Here is a 17473-nt window from a genome sequence, read left to right as displayed (position 1 = left end):
TGACACGGATACGGATGCCACGGACACGAGAAAGGGCCCGCCATGGTCTGCGGCGGGCCCTTCCTCGTGCGTACGCCGGTCAGGCCACCGACCCGATCCGCCCCACGGACGCCGACGCCCCCTCGTGGTGGATCGGGGTGTGCGCGCCCGTGAGCGAGACCCCGCTCCCCCCGCGCCGGTTGGCGACGATCTCCGAGGCGATCGACAGCGCCGTCTCCTCGGGCGTCCGGGCGCCGAGGTCGAGGCCGATGGGCGAGCGCAGCCTCGCCAACTCCAGTTCTGTGACGCCGACTTCGCGCAGCCGGTCGTTCCGGTCGAGGTGTGTCCGGCGCGACCCCATCGCGCCCACGTACGCCACCGGAAGCCGCAGCGCGAGCTGGAGCAGAGGTACGTCGAACTTGGCGTCGTGGGTCAGGACGCAGAGCACCGTTCGGGGGTCGGTCTCCGTGCGCTCCAGGTACTTGTGCGGCCACTCGACGACGATCTCGTCCGCGTCCGGGAAACGGGCCGCCGTGGCGAAGATCGGGCGGGCGTCGCAGACCGTGACGCGGTAGCCCAGGAACTTGCCGATGCGGACCAGTGCCGAGGCGAAGTCGATCGCGCCGAAGACGATCATGCGCGGGGGCGGGACCGAGGACTCCACCAGTACCGTGAGCGGCGCTCCGCAACGAGAGCCCTGCTCTCCGATCTCCAGGGTGCCGGTGCGGCCCGCGTCGAGGAAGGCGGCCGCCTCGCTCGCCACCGTGCGGTCCAGTTCGGGGTGGGCGCCGAAGCCGCCGCCGTACGAGCCGTCGGGGCGTACGACGAGGGCGCGGCCCATCAGCTCCCCCGGGCCCGAGACTATGCGTGCGACGGCCGCCGCCTCACCGCCCGCCGCGGCGGCCAGCGCCGTCGCGAGCACCGGGCGGGCGAGGTCGCCGGAACGGACCGGGGTGACCAGGATGTCGATGATGCCACCGCAGGTCAGGCCGACCGCGAAGGCGTCGTCGTCGCTGTAGCCGAAGCGCTCCAGGACGGTTTCGCCGTCCTCCAGCGCCTGTTGGCAGAGTTCGTAGACCGCGCCCTCCACGCAACCGCCGGAGACCGAGCCGATCGCCGTGCCGTCGGAGTCGACGGCGAGGGCGGCGCCCGGCTGGCGGGGCGCGCTGCCGCCGACGGCCACCACGGTGGCCACGGCGAACTCGCGTCCCTGCTCGACCCACCGGTGCAGCTCTTCGGCGATGTCCAGCATCTCTCGGTCTCCTTAACAGCGGTTGCGTACGGGATTCTTGAGCGTCAGTGGACGCCCATCCAACTCTCGATCGGGTTCAGGGCGAAGAAGACGAGGAAGACCGCCGTCAGGCCCCACATGAACGCCCCGATCTCCCGGGCCTTGCCCTGGGCGATCTTGATGGCGACGTAGCTGATGACGCCGGCCGCGACTCCCGCCGTGATGGAGTACGTGAACGGCATGATCACCACGGTGAGGAAGACGGGGATCGCCGTGGCGCGGTCGGCCCAGTCCACATGGCGGGCGTTCATCATCATCATGGCGCCGATGACCACCAGTGCCGCCGCCGCCACCTCGCCGGGGACGATCGCCGTCAGCGGGGTGAAGAAGAGACAGGCCGCGAAGAACAGGCCGGTGATCACCGAGGAGAGGCCCGTGCGGGCGCCCTCGCCGACTCCGGTCGCCGATTCGACGAAGACCGTCTGGCCGGACGCACCGGCCACACCGCCGACCGCTCCGCCCGCGCCGTCGATGAACAGCGCCTTGGACAGACCCGGCATCCGGCCCTGCGCGTCGGCCAGGTTGGCCTCCGTGCCGACGCCGATGATGGTGGCCATCGCGTCGAAGAACCCGGCGAGCACGAGGGTGAAGACGATCATGCCGACCGTCATCGCGCCGACCTGGCCCCAGCCGCCGAACTCGACCTTGCCGAAGAGCGAGAAGTCAGGCATCGAGACTGCGCTGCCGTGCAGTTCGGGAGCGCCGCTGGCCCACTGCTTGGGGTCGATGACGCCGAGGCCGTTGAGGACGACGGCGAGGACCGTACCGGAGACGATGCCGATGAGGATCGCGCCGGGGACGCCGCGCGCCTGGAGCATGAAGATCAGCAGCAGGGTCGCCGCGAAGAGCAGGACCGGCCAGCCGGCGAGTTCACCGGTCGGGCCGAGCGTGACCGGGGTCGCCTTGCCCTGGTGGACGAAGCCGGCCTTCACCAGGCCGATCAGCGCGATGAACAGGCCGATGCCCATGGTGATCGCGTGCTTCAGCGCCAGCGGAATCGCGTTCATGATCATCTCGCGCAGGCCGGTGACGACCAGGAGCATGATGACCACGCCGTACATCACACACATGCCCATGGCCTGCGGCCAGGTCATCTGCGGGGCGACCTGCGAGGAGAGCACACCGGAGACGGAGAGTCCGGCGGCCAGGGCGAGCGGCACCTTGCCGACGAAGCCCATGAAAAGCGTGGTGAAGGCCGCCGCGAACGCGGTCGCGGTGATCAGGGCCTTCTGGCCGAGCATGTCCCCCGCCGCGTCCTTGCCGGACAGGATCAGGGGGTTGAGCAGCAGGATGTACGCCATCGCCATGAAGGTCGTGACGCCACCGCGCACCTCACGCGCGATCGAGCTTCCCCGCTGGGATATGTGAAAGTACCGGTCGAGCCACAACCGTCCGGCCGGGACACGGCTACCCGTGCCCGCGTCCTCCGCGACGGTCTGCGGCTCCAGTGACTGCTGGGTCATGTGCCTTACTCCCAAGGTTCACAGGGGCACCCGCGGAGCCTCGGTCGGCTGCGGGATTTGGGAAGGTGCTTCGGCTGCACGACCCGGGGGACGGCCCGAGGCGAACTAGGGGATTGAGCGATCAACTAAGGGTGTTGCGTCAAGTGCCGCGAGCGGTGCGGTACTTGAGTACTCCGGGCGGCGCGGCGAAGTGTGACGTTCCCGGCGCCGCCCGGAGAGCCTTGCGAGGGGGGTTTGGGGGGGACGAAGTCCCCCCCCAGGAAGAAGTTTCTCTCCCAGCCCCCGGGGGTTACGCGGTGCCCGTGAGGTGCTCGGGGCGTACCGGCGTCCGGTTGAGCTCCAGACCCGTCGCGTTCCGGATCGCCGCGAGGACGGCCGGAGTCGAGGAGAGGGTCGGGGCCTCGCCGATGCCACGGAGCCCGTACGGGGCGTGGTCGTCGGCGAGTTCGAGCACATCGACGGGGATGGTCGGCGTGTCGAGGATGGTGGGGATCAGGTAGTCCGTGAAGGACGGGTTCCTGACCTTGGCCGTCTTGGGGTCGACGATGATCTCCTCCATGACCGCCACGCCGAGGCCCTGGGTGGTGCCACCCTGGATCTGGCCGATGACGGACAGCGGGTTGAGCGCCTTGCCGACGTCCTGTGCACAGGCCAGCTCGATGACCTTGACCAGGCCCAGCTCGGTGTCCACCTCGACCACCGCGCGGTGCGCGGCGAAGGTGTACTGGACGTGGCCGAAGCCCTGGCCGGTGCGCAGGTCGAAGGGCTCCGTCGGACGGTGCCGCCACTCGGCCTCGATCTCGACGGCCTCGCCTTCGAGTACGTCGGCCAGGTCGGCGAGGACCTCGCCGCCGTCGGTGACGACCTTGCCGCCCTCCAGGAGGAGTTCGGCGGTGGCCCAGGCGGGGTGGTACGTACCGAACTTGCGGCGGCCGATCTCCAGGACCTTCTCGCGCACCAGCTCGCAGGAGTTCTTGACGGCGCCACCGGTGACGTACGTCTGACGCGACGCGGATGTCGAACCGGCGCTGCCCACCTGTGTGTCGGCCGGGTGGATCGTCACCTGGGTGACGCCCAGCTCGGTGCGGGCGATCTGCGCGTGGACGGTGACGCCGCCCTGGCCGACCTCCGCCATCGCGGTGTGGACGGTCGCGACGGGCTCGCCGCCGACGACCTCCATACGGACCTTGGCGGTCGAGTAGTCGTCGAAGCCCTCGGAGAAGCCGACGTTCTTGATGCCGACCGCGTAGCCGACGCCGCGTACGACGCCTTCGCCGTGCGTGGTGTTGGAGAGGCCGCCCGGCAGCTGCCGTACGTCGGCGGCCTCACCGGCCGCGAGCCACTGCTGCTCCGGCGGCATCGGCATCGCCTTGACGCGGCGCAGGAGTTCGGCGACCGGGGCCGGCGAGTCGACGGCCTGCCCGGTCGGCATGATCGTGCCCTGCTCCATCGCGTTGAGCTGACGGAAGGCGACCCGGTCCATGCCCAGCTTGTCGGCGAGCTTGTCCATCTGCGCCTCGTAGGCGAAGCACGCCTGGACCGCGCCGAAGCCGCGCATGGCGCCGCAGGGCGGGTTGTTGGTGTAGAGGGCGATGGCCTCGATGTCGACGTTGTCGACGACGTACGGGCCGGCGCCGAGCGAGGACGCGTTGCCGACGACCGCCGGGGAGGCGGAGGCGTACGCGCCGCCGTCCAGGACGATCCGGGCCTTCAGGTGGGTGAGCTTGCCGTCCTTGGTCGCGCCGTGCTCGTAGTAGAGCTTCGCGGGGTGACGGTGGACGTGCCCGAAGAAGGACTCGAAACGGTTGTAGACGATCTTGACCGGCTTGCCGGTGCGGAGCGCCAGCAGGCAGGCGTGGATCTGCATCGACAGGTCCTCGCGGCCGCCGAACGCGCCGCCGACGCCGGAGAGCGTCATCCGGACCTTGTCCTCGGGCAGGCCGAGGACCGGGGCGATCTGGCGCAGGTCGGAGTGCAGCCACTGGGTGGCGATGTAGAGGTCGACGCCGCCGTCCTCGGAGGGCACGGCGAGGCCGGACTCGGGGCCGAGGAAGGCCTGGTCCTGCATGCCGAAGGTGTACTCGCCCTTGACGATGAAGTCGGCCTTCTTGGCGGCCTCTTCGACGTCGCCGCGGATGATCGGCTGACGGTGCACGATGTTCGGGTGCGGGACGTGACCGATGTGGTGGTCGTCGCGGCCCTCGTGGATCAGGATCGCGTCGGGCGCGGTCGCGGACGCCTCGTCCGTGATGACCGGCAGCTCCTTGTACTCCACCTTGATCTTGGCGGCCGCGCGGCGCGCGGTCTCCGGGTGGTCGGCGGCGACGATCGCGACCGGCTCACCGTGGTGGCGTACCTTGCCGTGCGCGAGGACCGGGGTGTCCTGGATCTCCAGACCGTAGTTCTTCACCTCGGTCGGCAGGTCGTCGTACGTCATGACGGCGTAGACGCCGGGCTGCGCGAGGGCCTCGGAGGTGTCGATCGAGACGATCTCCGCGTGGGCGACCGTGGAGCGCAGGATCTGGCCCCAGAGCATGTCCTCGTGCCACATGTCGGACGAGTACGCGAACTCGCCGGTGACCTTGAGGGTGCCGTCCGGGCGGAGCGTCGACTCGCCGATGCCGCCCTTGGTCTTGGAGCCCTGCGTGATGTTGGTGGGCGTACCAGTCGTACCCATGGTCAGACCGCCTCGGACTGCCGGGCGGCCGCAAGGCGGACCGCGTCCATGATCTTCTCGTAGCCCGTGCAGCGGCACAGGTTGCCCGAGAGCGCCTCGCGGATGTCCGCGTCGGTCGGGTTCGGGGTGCGCTCCAGCATCTCGTCCGCGGCCACCAGGAGGCCCGGGGTGCAGAAGCCGCACTGGACGGCGCCGGCGTCGATGAACGCCTGCTGGATGGGCGAGAGTTCGCCGCCCTCGCCGGTCTGCGAGTCGTGGCCCTTGGCGGCCCAGTGCTTGGCCTCATCGAGCGTCGTGCCCGATTTCCCGGACGTGCCGCACGCGCCGGTGCCGCAACCGCTGTGCTCCGCGCGCTGCTTGGCGAAGTCCGCGAGACCCTCGACCGTGACGACCTCGCGGCCCTCGACCTGACCGGCCGCGACCAGACACGAACACACCGGCACACCGTCGAGACGGACCGTGCAGGAACCGCACTCGCCCTGCTCGCAGGCGTTCTTGGAACCGGGCAGGCCCAGGCGCTCACGCAGCACGTACAGAAGGGACTCGCCCTCCCACACGTCGTCGGCTTCCTGCTTTCGGCCGTTGACCGTGAAATTGACGCGCATTACGCGACTCCCTCCGTGCGGGCGGCGGTGCCGCGGTACGACTCCCAGGTCCAGGTCAGCGTGCGGCGGGCCATGATGCCGACCGCGTGGCGGCGGTAGCTCGCCGTGCCCCGGACGTCGTCGATCGGGTTGCAGGCGGCGGAGCACAGGTCCGCGAACTGCTTGGCGACCGACGGGGTGATGATCTTGCCGTTGTCCCAGAAGCCGCCCTCTTCGAGCGCCGCGTTCAGGAACTCCTCGGCGGCCTTGGCGCGGACCGGGGTCGGCGCGGCCGAGCCGATGCCGGTGCGGACCGTGCGCGACGAGGGGTGCAGCGCCAGGCCGAAGGCGCAGACCGCGATGACCATGGCATTGCGGGTGCCGACCTTCGAGTACTGCTGCGGGCCGTCCGCCTTGTTGATGTGTACGGCCCTGATCAGCTCGTCGGCCGCGAGCGCGTTGCGCTTCACGCCGGTGTAGAACTCGTCGATCGGGATCAGCCGCGAGCCGCGTACGGACTCGACCTCGACCTCGGCGCCCGCCGCGAGGAGCGCGGGGTGGGCGTCACCGGCCGGGGAGGCGGTGCCGAGGTTGCCGCCGACGCCGCCGCGGTTGCGGATCTGCGGGGAGGCCACGGTGTGGGAGGCGAGGGCCAGGCCGGGCAGTTCGCCGCGCAGGTTCTCCATGATCTGGGTGTACGGAACGGAGGCGCCCAGGCGCACGCTCTCCTCGCCGACCTCCCACTCGCTCAGCTCGCCGATGCGGTTCAGATCCAGGAGGTACTCGGGCCGGCGGTGGTCGAAGTTGATCTCGACCATCACATCGGTGCCACCCGCAATCGGCACAGCGGTGGGGTGCTCAGCCTTGGCGGCGAGCGCCTCCTCCCAGCTGGCGGGGCGAAGGAAGTCCATGAGTGGCTCTCTTCATTCGTATCGTGGTGGTTCTGATCAAGCCAGATCGTGTGCGGCGGGCCCGGCTCGTTCATGAGTTGTTAACGCGGATTGGGGCCAGTACACCGCTCCGTCCTCCACCGGGGTCAGTCACCGAAACCATGAAGGAGTTGGCTGGCCAGCGCGCGCATCTTGTAGATTCGTATGAACGGAGGTCATCAGTAACCTCCTCGTTTTCCTGGGGAAACGTCAGTCACAGCCCTTGAGAGCCAGGTCACAGCCCGGGAGCCGACCGGTATGGCTCGCCAGACCCACTCACGGGGGATCCGCTCCCGGATCCCATAGATCCATCGTAGATTTCGAGACAAAGAACGGCGGCGACGAGAATGCGGCTGCGCGCACTGCTGGACACCGACGCGCTGGGCCTGCGGCTGCTCGGCGGCGAGGACGAGCTGGACCGCACCGTACGCGGTGTGATGACCACGGACCTCAAGGACCCCAGCCGCTACCTCTCGGGCGGCGAGCTGGTCCTGACCGGCCTCGCCTGGCGGCACGACGCCGCGGACTCCGAGCCCTTCGTACGCATCCTCGCGGGCGCCGGGGTCGCGGCCCTCGCCGCCGGTGAGGCGGAGCTGGGCGATGTGCCGGACGATCTGGTCCTGGCCTGCGCCCGGCACCGGCTGCCGCTGTTCGCGGTGAACGAGCGGGTGGCCTTCGCGACGATCACCGAACACGTCGTCCGGCAGGTCTCGGGCGAGCGCGCCGGGGATCTGGCCGCCGTGGTGGACCGCCACCGGCGGATGATGACCTCCGGTCCGGCCGGCGGCGGCCCGGACGTGGTCCTGGATCTGCTCGGCACCGACCTGGACCTGCGGGCCTGGGTCCTCTCGCCCACCGGACGGCCCATCGCGGGCTCCAAGGCCGAGGGGGGCGCGCTGCCCGCGGACGTGTGCGCCAAGCTGGCCGCCGAGCACCTGGCGGCGGCGCGCACCGGACGGCGGGGGCCGCACCGGGTGACGGTGGGCACGACGCCGTACTCGCTCTTCCCGGTCCGCTCGTCCGGGCGCTCCACGGGCGCGTCCCGGGACGTGCGCGAGACGGTGCTCTCCGACTGGGTGCTCGCCGTCGAGGCGGATGCCGGGGACTGGCCCGAGGAACGGCTCGACCTGCTCCAGGGTGTCACCCAGCTGATCGCGGTGGAGCGGGACCGGCGGGACGCGGCGCGCACAGTGCGGCGGCGGCTCGCGCAGGAGGTTCTGGAGCTGGTGCAGACCGGCGCCGCGCCCGCCGAGATCGCGGCGCGGCTGCGGGTGGCCGCGCCGGTGCTGCTGCCGGGGCTCGGCGCCGCGCCGCACTGGCAGGTCGTGGTGGCCCGCGTCGAGTGGGAGGGCGGCGAGATCGAGGGCGGTCCGGTCGCCCAGTCACTGCTCGAGGAGATCCTCGTCGACCCGCTGTCGGCGGGACCGGAGCATTCCGACCGTATCGCCGTCGCCCACACGGGTGACGAGGCGATCGCCCTCGTACCCCTTCCGGCTGTCTCGGCGGAGCACGACGGCTCCGAGTCTGGCCTGCTCGCCGACACGCTTCTGGAGGCCGTACGGGCCCCGCTCTCGGCCGGCCTGAACGACGACGGGCGGCTCACGCTCGGCGTCAGCGCCGCCGTGCACTCGGCGGAGGGGCTGCGCGGCGCGCTGGAGGAAGCCCGGCACGCACGCCGCGTCGCCGGGGCGCGTCCGGGCCGGGTCTGCGCGGCCGGGCACCAGGAGCTGGCCTCGCACGTACTGCTGCTGCCGTTCGTGCCGGACGACGTACGCCGCGCCTTCACCGCACGGCTTCTGGACCCGCTCCGGGACTACGACCGCCGTCACCGTGCCGAGCTGATCCCCACCCTGGAGGCGTTCCTCGACTGCGACGGCTCCTGGACGCGGTGCGCCACGCGGCTGCACCTGCACGTCAACACGCTGCGCTACCGGGTGGGCCGTATCGAGCAGTTGACGAGTCGGGACCTGTCGCGCCTGGAGGACAAGCTCGATTTCTTCCTGGCGTTGCGCATGAGCTGAGGTCGCGGGCCCGGCGGCCCCGGACTCCCCAAGTGCCGCCGGTGTCCCACGACTTTGTGAAATCCTTCACCCACCCTCTTGGCCGGGCCCCGTGATCCGTGCTGAGATGCCAGCACTCAACAGCTCAATGGCGTGCTCGGGGAGGGCAACGTGGCGCATACCGCCATGTCTGGTTCCGGAACGACTGCAGGGGACGATCCACTCCAGACCGCGGTATGGCGGCTGCGCTCGCGCGCCTGCTGGGCCGACGCGGCGGCACTGCTCCAACCGCACACGGCGGGAGCGTCGCTCCAGCGAGCCTCACTCCTCGTCGAACGGTGTCTGTACACCGAGCAGGGCTGGGCCGAGGCGGAGGACGCGCTGCGCACGGCGGAGGCGGTGGCCCAGAGCGACGACGAGCGGGGCGCGGCGGCCTGTGAGCGCGGGCAACTGGCGTACGCGGCCACGCTGCTCGGCGTGCGTGACCGGGCGGACGAGGCGCGCGCCGCGCTCGGCCGGGCCGCGGCGCTGATCACGCCGGGTGCCCCCGGGCGGGCCCTCCTCGACTTCCGGCGCGGGCTGCTCGCCGAGAATCTCGCGCGGTCGCCGCAGGCCGCGCGCGCGGCGTATCGGCGGGCTCATGCGGGCGCCGTCGCCCAGGGGGACCCTTTGCTGCAGTCGTTCACCTGGCGGCATCTCGCTGGACTCGCCCTGCGGGACGGGGAGTTGGCCGAGGCGCGGCACGGCTTCGCCGAATCTCTGCGGATCCGTGAGGAGTTGGGGTATTTGGTCGGTACGGCTCCGGCGTTGGCGTCCTTGGCCGATGCCGAGGTCGAACCTGAGGCGTCTCGGTTGCGGGCGGAGGCTGGGCGGCTGTTTCGGCTGCTCGGGGGTGTGCCTACGTGGCTGGCTCAGCAGTTGGCTCCGCCTGCGGCGAGCGCCTGAGAGCTCGGGGGGCATTTGTAGTGGGCGGCTGCGGGTTGTTTGTGGCTGGGCGCGCAGTTCCTCGCGCCCCTGATCTGAGCTGCCCGACTCCGGAGTTGAACAGATCCGTCTAGTTGCTCTGAACGCGCGCCAGAAGATTGCGGGCGAACGTCGTCACCGTGGTGCGGAGTTCGGGGTCGTGGGCCACGTAGACGACCACGGCCACGATCACCAGGAGCGTCAGGAAGCCGCGCACGCTGCCGCCCCGGCTCCCGTTGTACGGCATGGGGCGGTGCATCTGGGGTGTGCCGCCGTGGATGCGGGCCATGTCGTGCATGTGGCGGTGGTGGCGCACGTTGTTCTGGTGGATCTGCTGGGCCTGCTGGGCGGCCTGTTGGGCCTGCTGCTGTGCCATCCAGGACGGGTCGGGCATCGGAATCTCCCCCGGGTTCGGTCCGGCTCTCGCCGTGTATCCAGGGGCACGCGGGCGGGGCGGGCCGGGTTCCCGGTGTCGGGGTGTGTTGCGCGGACCGTACGGGTCCGTGACACGGGTGAGCGGAAGGGCACGTACCCGCGGCTTCAGTGGCCGTCCGCGAGACCGTCCGCTGCGAGGATTTCACCGAGACTCACCACGGGACGGCCGAACAGCGTTGCCAGTACCCGTACTTGATGATCAGTCAGAGATGTCAGGGGTGTCAGGAACACCGCCGCGTCGGCATCGGTCCGCTCGCAGGCCTCGGCTGCTTCACGGGCCTTCCCACGGCTCAGGAGAGTCCGCGAGGAATACGGCAGGGCCATCTTCTTGACTCCGCCGCCCGAGACGCCGCGGCGCTGGGTGATCCGGCCCACGACCCGTGCGCCGCGCGCTGTCATCTCCGCGGCCGCCGAGTCCATGAGCGCGGCGAAGTCCTTCTGCTTGGCGGAGAAGTACCCGACGAGGACGACATCGGCTCCCGCGACCGTCAGGGCCGGAGCGTCCTGGTGCCGAGTCCGTACTGTCTCCGCGCGGCGGGCCGACCGCCGCTCGCGTCTTCGGTCCTGATGCATGGCCCACAGGCTAGACGTGTCGCCACCTGCGGCGATACACGTTTTTCGGGCGCCCGGGCCCGAGGCCGGGGAGCAAGCTCAGCACGCGCCGGTGAAGTGCTCCCGCACCAGGGACTGCACGACCGTCAGGTCCTCGGCGATCAAGGCGTCCAGGAGGGCGGTGTGTTCGGCGGCGTCGGCCACCAGGTCGGCGCGGCCGCGGGAGACGGGGCCGCCGACGAGCGGCCACTGGGCGCGGCGGTGCAGTTCGTCCGCGATCTGCACCAGCTGGGCGTTGCCGGCGAGGGCGAGCACCGCACGGTGGAAGGCCCGGTCGGACTCGGCGTACGTCGCGCGGCAGCCCGAGGACGCGGCCCGTACCGTCGCCTCGGCGAGCGGGCGCAGCTCCGCCCAGCGGGCGGTGGGCACGGTGCGGGCGAGGCGCAGCATCACGGGGACTTCGATCAGGGCCCGGATCTCGGCGAGTTCGGCCAGCTCCCGCGTGCCGCGCTCGATGACGCGGAACCCCCGGTTGGGGACGACCTCGACGGCGCCCTCCAGCGCGAGCTGCTGCATCGCCTCCCGTACGGGCGTCGCGGACACCCCGAAGCGCTCGCCGAGCGCGGGCGCCGAATACACCGCCCCGGGGGCGAGCTCTCCCGTGACGAGCGCGGTACGCAGGGCGTCGAGGATCTGCCCGCGCACGGAGGCACGCTGCACGACGGCGCGGGCGCCCTCGGCGCGGGGGCGCGGGATGGGCGTCTCACTGTGCGTGTGCTCACCGCGAGCCGTGGCCCCGGCACCGGCTCCGGTCCCGGCGCCTCCGGAGCCGGTGCCCCGCTTCCGGTCCATGTCCGAGGCCTGTGGCTGTGCGGGCACCCGAACGGCCGCCGTACGGATGTCCGGGACCCCCGCCCCGGCGGAGCCGTGCGCGCTGCGCGGACCGGCCTGCTCCACGGGTCCTCCTCCGGGCTTGGTGGTACTTGGGGGTCATTGCGGCGGTTGTTACCCGTCCGTCAAGCACCATAGGCGCACATGGCCTCAGTTCAAACATCCAAAAAAATGGGTAAGGTAAGCCTAACCTGCTAACGATCGTGAAGCGATGGTCCCCCATGCCCGCTCCCGCCCTGTCCTCGGGCACCCCGGCCGGCACCGGCGCACGCCCGGCCCCCTCGGCCGTCACGGACGCGTACGCCCAGCTGGCCGAGGTCTTTCCCGGGCTGAGCGTCATGGAGCTGGGACATGGGGAAGCGGCGCCACGGGACGGCGGCTGGGTCGCCGCCGCCGGGCTGGCGGAGGGCGGGGCCGGCCTCGACGCGTTTCTCGCCTGGGACGAGGCGCAGGTGATCCGGGACTACGGGCAGCGGGCGCGGCCGGATGCCGTGGCCAGCTTCGGGCTGCACCGTTACGCCTGGCCCGCCTGTCTGCTGTTCACCGCTCCCTGGTTCCTGCGGCGTCGCGTACCCCGCTTCCCTGTGGAGCACGTCACATACGAGCGCGCTCTCGGCCGTATGGCCGTCCGCGTCACCTCCTTCGCCTGTCTGCCCGACGATCCGGCGGCCGCCCTGCCCGGCGCCCGGGTCGTACCGGACGAGGAGGCCCTGCGGGCGGAGGTGCGGGCCGCCGTGGCCGAGCACCTGGAGCCGGTCCTGGGCGGCTTCGGCCCGCGCATGCGCCGGCGCGGCCGGGCCCTGTGGGGCATGGCGACCGACGAGGTCGTCGAGGGCCTCTGGTACGTCGCCCATCTGCTCGGCGAGGAGCGGCGCGCGATGCGCGAGCTGGAGCTGCTGCTGCCGGGGGCGACCCGGCCGTACGCCGGTTCCGCCGCGTTCCGCGAACTGACGGGTCCGAACGGGGAGTCCCTGCCGACCCGCGACCGGGCGAGCTGCTGCCTCTTCTACACCGTGCGCCCCGAGGACACCTGCGCCACCTGCCCGCGCACCTGCGACACGGACCGTGTGGCCAAGTTGATGGCCTCCGCCGCCAGTTGAGGCAGCCCGCGAAGGGCTGTTGTGGTCACGAGCCGGCCGTACGTGCCCTAAGATCACCACAGACTGAGACCCCCTGCGGATTACAGGCGATTCACAATTTCCTCACTTGTCGCAGGAACTTTCCGTGGAACCATCCGTACGGGTAATCTTATTCGCACTCAACTCCCGTCCCTCGCGCGGCAGTTCGAGCAGAAAGTCGCCCTGCGCATCCCCTTGCACTCCCTTGGCGGCCTCTTGCCCCGAAACCCCCTGAGGGCCGACGGGTTTGGGCCACTATGGCGGGCGTTACGCCCTATCCCAATGCAAGGGACCCCAGATGAGACTGACCGATATATCGCTGAACTGGCTGCTTCCGGGCGCCGTTTTGCTCCTGGGCCTGCTGGCGGCGGTGGCTGTGCTCGCGCGCGGCAAGCGGTCCGGGGAGAGCGCGAGCAGCGACGACTCATGGGAGCGCAGCGAGGAGCGCCGCAGGCGCAAGGAGGCCCTCTACGGCACGGCTTCCTATGTGCTGCTGTTCTGCTGCGCCGCCGTCGCCGCGGCACTCTCCTTCCACGGCCTGGTCGGCTTCGGCCAGCAGAACCTCGGCCTCTCCGACGGCTGGGAGTACCTGGTCCCGTTCGGCCTGGACGGCGCGGCCATGTTCTGCTCCGTCCTCGCGGTGCGCGAGGCCAGCCACGGCGACGCGGCACTCGGCTCCCGGATACTCGTATGGACGTTCGCCAGTGCCGCGGCCTGGTTCAACTGGGTGCACGCGCCGCGGGGCATCGACCACGCGGGCGCTCCGCAGTTCTTCGCCGGCATGTCGATGTCGGCCGCGGTGCTCTTCGACCGCGCACTGAAGCAGACCCGCCGTGCCGCGCTGCGTGAGCAGGGCCTGGTTCCGCGCCCGCTGCCGCAGATCCGTATCGTCCGCTGGCTGCGCGCGCCCCGTGAGACGTACAGCGCCTGGTCGTTGATGCTGCTGGAGAACGTCCGCACCCTTGACGAGGCCGTGGACGAGGTGCGCGAGGACAAGCGGCAGAAGGAGCAGACCCGTCTGCGCCGCCGGAACGAGGAGCGGGTCGAGCGGGCGCACCTCAAGGCGCTCAGCCGCGGTCACCGGGGCCTGCCGGGTCGCGGAGGCGCCCGGCGGGAGCTGGAGACGACCGTGGAGCGGGCGCCCGCCCAGGCTTCCGCGGAGCCTGCCATATCTACCGCGGAGCAGCTGCCCGTACGCTCACGGCCGTCCCTTACCCCCGTCCGCAAGAGCACTGACCCCATCACCGTCGACCTCACCGCGGAGGACGACACGATGGCCCTGCCCCGGCTCGACTCCCTGGAGCGCAAGCTCAAGGACCTTGAGCAGCAGTTCGGCTGAGGCCTGAGGCCTCAGGCCCAGGCTCGGACCTGATCCCCAGCCCGGGTGTCCCGGCCGGATCTCTCCGGCCTGGCCCGGACAGGACTACGGCGGCGCGGTGGTTACTTACACCGCGCCGCCGTCCAGTTCGAACCACACTGCCTTGCCCACGCCATGTGCCCGTACACCCCACGCGTCCGCGAGGGACTGTACGAGAACGAGGCCTCTGCCGTGCGTACCGTCGTCGGCGTTCGGTACCCGCAGTCTGGGCCTGCGTCCCACGAAGTCCCTTACTTCCACGTGGAGTCCGCGGGGTCCGACGGTGGCCGTCAGGACCGCGTCGTGGTCGGTGTGTATGAGTGCGTTGGTGACGAGCTCGCTGGTCAGCAGCTCGGCTATCTCGGACCTTCCCGGCTTCCCCCAGTGCCGTAACAGTTCCCTCAGTGCCTTCCGGGCCTCGGGCACCGCCCGCAGGTCCGCCCTGCCGAGCCTGCGCCTGAGCTGTGCGCCGTCCGGCTGGTCCGTCGCCCTGTCGGCCGCTTCCTCCACTGCCTTCGCTGAGGAGGCCCCCATGGCCATGGGACCACCTCCTCGTACCTGCCTCTTCATGACCCCCGCCTGCACGCCGATGTCGGTTCCCCTCCTGCTCGAACACCTTCACGGGGATCCATGCCCCGTAGGGCACGTGACAGTCATGTCGAATCGTCAACCACCCGCCGGGCGGCCCCGGATGCGCGGCAACTCCGTGGGAAGTGAACCTCCGGACACAGCCGTCCGAGCACCGGGAAGCCGCCGTGCACGACGACCGTTCGCTGGTGGAGGGGCGCCTGGAGGGCGCGCTGCGGCAGTACTGCGCCCCGCGGAGTACTCCGACCGCGCCCCGCTGATGCTGTCCGTGTGTCACGTACCCGGCGAACCGGTGCCCGTGGACCAGGCGTTGGGGGCCGTGTACGAGCCCTTCACGACCGGCACGGTCTGGGGAAAGTCCTGGTCGACGAGTTGGTTCCGGATCGAGGGCCGGGTGCCCGAGGAATGGGCGGGTCGCCATGTGGAGGTGGTGGTCGACCCCGGGTCCACGGGTGACGGCCCCGATTTCCGGGCGGAGGGGCTCTGTACGACGCCGCGGGCGTCCACCTCAAGCGCATTCACCCGCACAACCGGCGTCTGACCGTCGCGGTGCCCGCGAGGGGAGACGAGGGCGTGCGGCTGCTGCTGGAAGCGGCCGCCGGCCCGGCGGTCCCGCACGGCTTCGGGCCTACGTCCCTCGGGGACGTGCTGACCGCGGGCGATCGGCTCATCTACCGATTCGCGGCTGCCGATCTCGCCGTACTCGACGAGGACGCTCCATGGGGGTGGAGTCCGACGCCAACATGCCGCGGGTGACCGCGGCGACGCCACTCGCACCGCTGGTGAGCGTCGATGACCCGCCGTCCCCGTCGAGTCGGTGAAGCTCGCGGAGATCCATCAGCAGCCTCCTAGGGCCGCGGCACGTTCCGCAGATTGGAGCGGGCCATCTGCACCATGCGGCCGACTCCCCCGTCCAGCACCATCTTCGACGCGGACAAGGCGAATCCCGTCACCATCTCCGCGCTGATCTTCGGCGGGATGGACAGGGCGTTCGGGTCGGTGACGATGTCGACGAGGGCGGGACCCTTGTGGCTGAAGGCGTTCTTCAGAGCGCCCGCGAGCTGCTTGGGCTTCTCGACCCGGATGCCGTGCGCCCCACAGGCCCGGGCGACGGCCGCGAAGTCGGGGTTCTTGTTCGTCGTCCCGTACGAAGGCAGCCCGGCCACCAGCATCTCCAACTCGACCATACTCAGGGCGGAGTTGTTGAAGAGGATGACCTTCACCGGCAGGTCGTACTGGACGAGGGTGAGGAAGTCGCCCATCAGCATGGCGAATCCGCCGTCGCCCGACATCGAGACGACCTGCCGCTTCCGGTCGGTGAACTGGGCGCCGATCGCCATCGGCAGCGCGTTCGCCATCGAACCGTGCGAGAACGAACCGATCACCCGGCGGCGCCCGTTGGGCGAGATGTAGCGGGCCGCCCAGACATTGCACATACCCGTGTCCACCGTGAAGATCGCGTCCTCGTCGGCGAGTTCGTCGAGCACGGAGGCGACGTACTCGGGATGGATCGGGACGTGCTTCTCTACCTTCCGCGTGTACGCCTTGACGACTCCTTCGAGCGCATCCGCGTGCTTCTTCAGCATCTTGTCGAGGAAGCGCCGGTTCTCCTTGCGCTGCACGCGCGGGGTCAGACAGCGCAGGGTCTCCAACACATCGCCCCAGACCGCCAGGTCCAGCTTGGAGCGGCGGCCCAGGCGCTCGGGGCGCACATCGACCTGGACGATCTTGACGTCGTCGGGCAGGAAGGCGTTGTACGGGAAGTCGGTGCCGAGCAGGATCAGCAGATCGCACTCGTGGGTGGCCTCGTAGGCGGCGCCGTAGCCGAGCAGTCCGCTCATGCCGACATCGAAGGGGTTGTCGTACTGGATCCACTCCTTGCCCCGCAGCGCGTGCCCGACCGGGGACTTGATCTTCTCGGCGAACTCCATCACCTCGGCGTGCGCGCCCGCGGTGCCGCTGCCGCAGAAGAGCGTGACCTTCTCGGCCTCGTCGATCATCGCGACGAGCTTGTCGATCTCGGCGTCGCCGGGGCGGACGCTGGGCCGGGAGGTGACGAGGGCGGTCTCGGCGGGCTTGTCCGGGGCGGGCTCGGAGGCGATGTCGCCGGGGAGGGAGACGACGCTGACGCCGCTCTGCCCGACGGCGTGCTGGATGGCCGTCTGCAGCAGCCTCGGCATCTGCTTCGGGTGGGAGATCAGTTCGCTGTAGTGGCTGCACTCGCGGAAGAGCTGGTCGGGGTGGGTCTCCTGGAAGTACCCGAGGCCGATCTCGCTGGAGGGGATGTGCGAGGCGAGGGCGAGGACCGGGGCCATGGAGCGGTGGGCGTCGTACAGGCCGTTGATGAGGTGGAGGTTGCCGGGGCCGCAGGAGCCGGCGCAGGCCGTGAGCTTGCCGGTGATCTGGGCCTCCGCGCCCGCGGCGAAGGCGGCGGTCTCCTCGTGCCGGACGTGGATCCAGTCGATGGCGGAGTTGCGCCGGATGGCGTCGACGACCGGGTTCAGGCTGTCGCCGACGACTCCGTACAGACGCTTGACGCCGGCGCGGACGAGGATGTCGACAAACTGTTCGGCGACGTTCTGCTTGGCCATGCCTCACGCACCTCTTCGCGATCCTTGGGCCGTCCCTTGGATCCATGAATTCACA

General features: G+C 70.5%; 14 protein-coding genes and 1 pseudogene. 5 read left to right on the top strand and 10 right to left on the bottom strand.

Going from position 1 to position 17473, the window contains the following annotated elements; all coding sequences use genetic code 11:
* Window positions 1-79: 79 nt before the first annotated feature.
* The 5 genes from AB5J50_RS39065 to AB5J50_RS39045 form a co-directional block, all read right to left on the bottom strand.
* The gene (locus tag AB5J50_RS39065) at window positions 80-1231 is read right to left on the bottom strand and encodes an XdhC family protein (protein WP_369263401.1); all 1152 of its coding nucleotides are present in this window, start codon (window positions 1229-1231) and stop codon (window positions 80-82) included.
* 44 nt (window positions 1232-1275) lie between these two features.
* Window positions 1276-2733: an NCS2 family permease gene (locus AB5J50_RS39060; RefSeq protein WP_369263400.1), complete on the bottom strand. Its 1458-nt coding sequence runs from the start codon at window positions 2731-2733 to the stop codon at window positions 1276-1278.
* 289 nt (window positions 2734-3022) lie between these two features.
* Complete coding sequence (locus AB5J50_RS39055) at window positions 3023-5410, bottom strand: xanthine dehydrogenase family protein molybdopterin-binding subunit (protein WP_369263399.1); 2388 nt, start codon at window positions 5408-5410, stop codon at window positions 3023-3025.
* A gap of 2 nt (window positions 5411-5412) precedes the next feature.
* Window positions 5413-6015, bottom strand: coding sequence for a (2Fe-2S)-binding protein (locus AB5J50_RS39050; RefSeq protein WP_369263398.1), 603 nt, complete (start codon window positions 6013-6015; stop codon window positions 5413-5415).
* Window positions 6015-6905 (bottom strand): xanthine dehydrogenase family protein subunit M, encoded by an 891-nt coding sequence (locus AB5J50_RS39045; RefSeq protein ID WP_369263397.1) that lies wholly within the window; start codon window positions 6903-6905, stop codon window positions 6015-6017. The genes AB5J50_RS39050 and AB5J50_RS39045 overlap by 1 nt, the downstream gene beginning before the upstream one ends.
* Before the next feature lie 365 nt (window positions 6906-7270).
* Here AB5J50_RS39045 and AB5J50_RS39040 point away from each other — a divergent pair, with 365 nt between their 5' ends.
* Both AB5J50_RS39040 and AB5J50_RS39035 read left to right on the top strand, forming a co-directional pair.
* Complete coding sequence (locus tag AB5J50_RS39040) at window positions 7271-8944, top strand: PucR family transcriptional regulator ligand-binding domain-containing protein (RefSeq protein ID WP_327432754.1); 1674 nt, start codon at window positions 7271-7273, stop codon at window positions 8942-8944.
* Between the two features lie 150 nt (window positions 8945-9094).
* Window positions 9095-9868, top strand: coding sequence for a hypothetical protein (locus tag AB5J50_RS39035; RefSeq protein WP_369263396.1), 774 nt, complete (start codon window positions 9095-9097; stop codon window positions 9866-9868).
* Window positions 9869-9977: 109 nt separating this feature from the next.
* Here AB5J50_RS39035 and AB5J50_RS39030 read toward each other — a convergent pair whose 3' ends face one another.
* The 3 genes from AB5J50_RS39030 to AB5J50_RS39020 all read right to left on the bottom strand — a co-directional run bounded on the left by AB5J50_RS39030 (window position 9978) and on the right by AB5J50_RS39020 (window position 11830).
* Window positions 9978-10280, bottom strand: a complete 303-nt coding sequence (locus tag AB5J50_RS39030) for a hypothetical protein (RefSeq protein WP_369263395.1) — start codon at window positions 10278-10280, stop codon at window positions 9978-9980.
* 146 nt (window positions 10281-10426) lie between these two features.
* Window positions 10427-10894, bottom strand: coding sequence for a hypothetical protein (locus AB5J50_RS39025; RefSeq protein WP_369263394.1), 468 nt, complete (start codon window positions 10892-10894; stop codon window positions 10427-10429).
* A 78-nt stretch (window positions 10895-10972) separates the two neighbouring features.
* On the bottom strand, window positions 10973-11830 hold the full coding sequence (locus AB5J50_RS39020) for a GntR family transcriptional regulator (RefSeq protein WP_369263393.1): 858 nt from the start codon (window positions 11828-11830) through the stop codon (window positions 10973-10975).
* Window positions 11831-11985: 155 nt separating this feature from the next.
* On the opposite strand from AB5J50_RS39020, the gene AB5J50_RS39015 reads away from it, so the two are divergent.
* The gene (locus AB5J50_RS39015; RefSeq protein ID WP_369265632.1) at window positions 11986-12864 is read left to right on the top strand and encodes a (2Fe-2S)-binding protein; all 879 of its coding nucleotides are present in this window, start codon (window positions 11986-11988) and stop codon (window positions 12862-12864) included.
* A gap of 316 nt (window positions 12865-13180) precedes the next feature.
* Entirely contained in the window at window positions 13181-14221 is a 1041-nt protein-coding gene (locus AB5J50_RS39010; RefSeq protein WP_327432749.1) for a DUF2637 domain-containing protein, read from the top strand.
* A 105-nt stretch (window positions 14222-14326) separates the two neighbouring features.
* Here the strand turns inward: AB5J50_RS39010 and AB5J50_RS39005 are convergent, their stop codons facing one another.
* Window positions 14327-14779: an ATP-binding protein gene (locus AB5J50_RS39005; RefSeq protein WP_369263392.1), complete on the bottom strand. Its 453-nt coding sequence runs from the start codon at window positions 14777-14779 to the stop codon at window positions 14327-14329.
* Window positions 14780-14994: 215 nt separating this feature from the next.
* Here AB5J50_RS39005 and AB5J50_RS39000 point away from each other — a divergent pair.
* Window positions 14995-15541: pseudogene (locus AB5J50_RS39000) on the top strand (alpha-mannosidase); the annotation flags it as partial.
* Between the two features lie 134 nt (window positions 15542-15675).
* Here the strand turns inward: AB5J50_RS39000 and AB5J50_RS38995 are convergent.
* Window positions 15676-17418: a pyruvate dehydrogenase gene (locus AB5J50_RS38995; protein WP_369263391.1), complete on the bottom strand. Its 1743-nt coding sequence runs from the start codon at window positions 17416-17418 to the stop codon at window positions 15676-15678.
* Window positions 17419-17473 lie beyond the last annotated feature (55 nt).

The organism is Streptomyces sp. R35 (assembly GCF_041053035.1).
Classification (GTDB): domain Bacteria; phylum Actinomycetota; class Actinomycetes; order Streptomycetales; family Streptomycetaceae; genus Streptomyces; species Streptomyces lutosisoli.
The sequence above is the reverse complement of the archived record's forward strand: the minus strand, read 5'-3'. Positions and strand labels throughout refer to the sequence as shown.